The sequence below is a fragment of the Serratia sp. X3 genome, assembly GCF_014982455.1.
In the GTDB taxonomy this organism is placed as follows: domain Bacteria; phylum Pseudomonadota; class Gammaproteobacteria; order Enterobacterales; family Enterobacteriaceae; genus Serratia; species Serratia ureilytica.
On sequence record NZ_JADCNB010000017.1, the window covers coordinates 1,719 to 4,588 of the forward strand.

Sequence of the window (2,870 nt, forward strand, 5' to 3'; positions counted from 1 at the left end):
AAGAGTAACCTGTCATAGAGTCTCTCAAATGTTTGCAGCGCGAACGATGGAAACATCTTCGGGTTGTGAGGTTAAGTGACTAAGCGTACACGGTGGATGCCTAGGCAGTCAGAGGCGATGAAGGGCGTGCTAATCTGCGAAAAGCGTCGGTAAGGTGATATGAACCGTTATAACCGGCGATACCCGAATGGGGAAACCCAGTGTGTTTCGACACACTATCATGTCATGAATACATAGTGGCATGAGGCGAACCGGGGGAACTGAAACATCTAAGTACCCCGAGGAAAAGAAATCAACCGAGATTCCCCCAGTAGCGGCGAGCGAACGGGGAGGAGCCCAGAACCTGAATCGGCTTGTGTGTTAGTGGAAGCGTCTGGAAAGTCGCGCAGCAAAGGGTGATAGCCCCGTACACTAAAATGCACAGGTCGTGAGTTCGATGAGTAGGGCGGGACACGTGACATCCTGTCTGAATATGGGGGGACCATCCTCCAAGGCTAAATACTCCTGACTGACCGATAGTGAACCAGTACCGTGAGGGAAAGGCGAAAAGAACCCCGGCGAGGGGAGTGAAATAGAACCTGAAACCGTGTACGTACAAGCAGTGGGAGCACCTTCGTGGTGTGACTGCGTACCTTTTGTATAATGGGTCAGCGACTTATATTTTGTAGCAAGGTTAACCGTATAGGGGAGCCGTAGGGAAACCGAGTCTTAACTGGGCGAATAGTTGCAAGGTATAGACCCGAAACCCGGTGATCTAGCCATGGGCAGGTTGAAGGTTGGGTAACACTAACTGGAGGACCGAACCGACTAATGTTGAAAAATTAGCGGATGACTTGTGGCTGGGGGTGAAAGGCCAATCAAACCGGGAGATAGCTGGTTCTCCCCGAAAGCTATTTAGGTAGCGCCTCGTGAACTCATCTTCGGGGGTAGAGCACTGTTTCGGCTAGGGGGCCATCCCGGCTTACCAAACCGATGCAAACTCCGAATACCGAAGAATGTTATCACGGGAGACACACGGCGGGTGCTAACGTCCGTCGTGAAGAGGGAAACAACCCAGACCGCCAGCTAAGGTCCCAAAGTCATGGTTAAGTGGGAAACGATGTGGGAAGGCATAGACAGCCAGGATGTTGGCTTAGAAGCAGCCATCATTTAAAGAAAGCGTAATAGCTCACTGGTCGAGTCGGCCTGCGCGGAAGATGTAACGGGGCTAAACCATGCACCGAAGCTGCGGCAGCGACGCTTAGGCGTTGTTGGGTAGGGGAGCGTTCTGTAAGCCGTTGAAGGTGGCCTGTGAGGGTTGCTGGAGGTATCAGAAGTGCGAATGCTGACATAAGTAACGATAAAGCGGGTGAAAAGCCCGCTCGCCGGAAGACCAAGGGTTCCTGTCCAACGTTAATCGGGGCAGGGTGAGTCGACCCCTAAGGCGAGGCTGAAAAGCGTAGTCGATGGGAAACAGGTTAATATTCCTGTACTTGGTGTTACTGCGAAGGGGGGACGGAGAAGGCTAGGCTAGCCGGGCGACGGTTGTCCCGGTTTAAGCGTGTAGGGGGTGTGACCTGGTAAATCCGGTTGCATACTAACCCTGAGGCGTGATGACGATGCACTACGGTGCAGAAGTAGTTGATGCCCTGCTTCCAGGAAAATCCTCTAAGCTCCAGGTAACATTAAATCGTACCCCAAACCGACACAGGTGGTCAGGTAGAGAATACCAAGGCGCTTGAGAGAACTCGGGTGAAGGAACTAGGCAAAATGGTGCCGTAACTTCGGGAGAAGGCACGCTGGCATGTAGGTGAAGTCCCTCGCGGATGGAGCTGAAGCCAGTCGAAGATACCAGCTGGCTGCAACTGTTTAATAAAAACACAGCACTGTGCAAACACGAAAGTGGACGTATACGGTGTGACGCCTGCCCGGTGCTGGAAGGTTAATTGATGGGGTCAGCCGCAAGGCGAAGCTCTTGATCGAAGCCCCAGTAAACGGCGGCCGTAACTATAACGGTCCTAAGGTAGCGAAATTCCTTGTCGGGTAAGTTCCGACCTGCACGAATGGCGTAATGATGGCCAGGCTGTCTCCACCCGAGACTCAGTGAAATTGAACTCGCTGTGAAGATGCAGTGTACCCGCGGCAAGACGGAAAGACCCCGTGAACCTTTACTATAGCTTGACACTGAACATTGAGCCTTGATGTGTAGGATAGGTGGGAGGCTTTGAAGCGTGGACGCCAGTCTGCGTGGAGCCATCCTTGAAATACCACCCTTTAATGTTTGATGTTCTAACTCGGCCCCATAATCTGGGGTGAGGACAGTGTCTGGTGGGTAGTTTGACTGGGGCGGTCTCCTCCCAAAGAGTAACGGAGGAGCACGAAGGTTAGCTAATCACGGTCGGACATCGTGAGGTTAGTGCAAAGGCATAAGCTAGCTTGACTGCGAGAGTGACGGCTCGAGCAGGTACGAAAGTAGGTCTTAGTGATCCGGTGGTTCTGAATGGAAGGGCCATCGCTCAACGGATAAAAGGTACTCCGGGGATAACAGGCTGATACCGCCCAAGAGTTCATATCGACGGCGGTGTTTGGCACCTCGATGTCGGCTCATCACATCCTGGGGCTGAAGTAGGTCCCAAGGGTATGGCTGTTCGCCATTTAAAGTGGTACGCGAGCTGGGTTTAGAACGTCGTGAGACAGTTCGGTCCCTATCTGCCGTGGGCGTTGGAAGATTGAGAGGGGTTGCTCCTAGTACGAGAGGACCGGAGTGAACGCACCACTGGTGTTCGGGTTGTCATGCCAATGGCATTGCCCGGTAGCTAAGTGCGGAAAAGATAAGCGCTGAAAGCATCTAAGCGCGAAACTTGCCTCAAGATGAGTCTTCCCTGGGCCTT

Annotated in this window: 1 rRNA gene; it reads left to right on the top strand. The window is 52.9% G+C overall.

What is annotated here, in order from left to right:
• Window positions 1–69: 69 nt before the first annotated feature.
• Window positions 70–2,870: ribosomal RNA gene (locus IMX17_RS25040) — 23S ribosomal RNA — on the top strand; the annotation flags it as partial.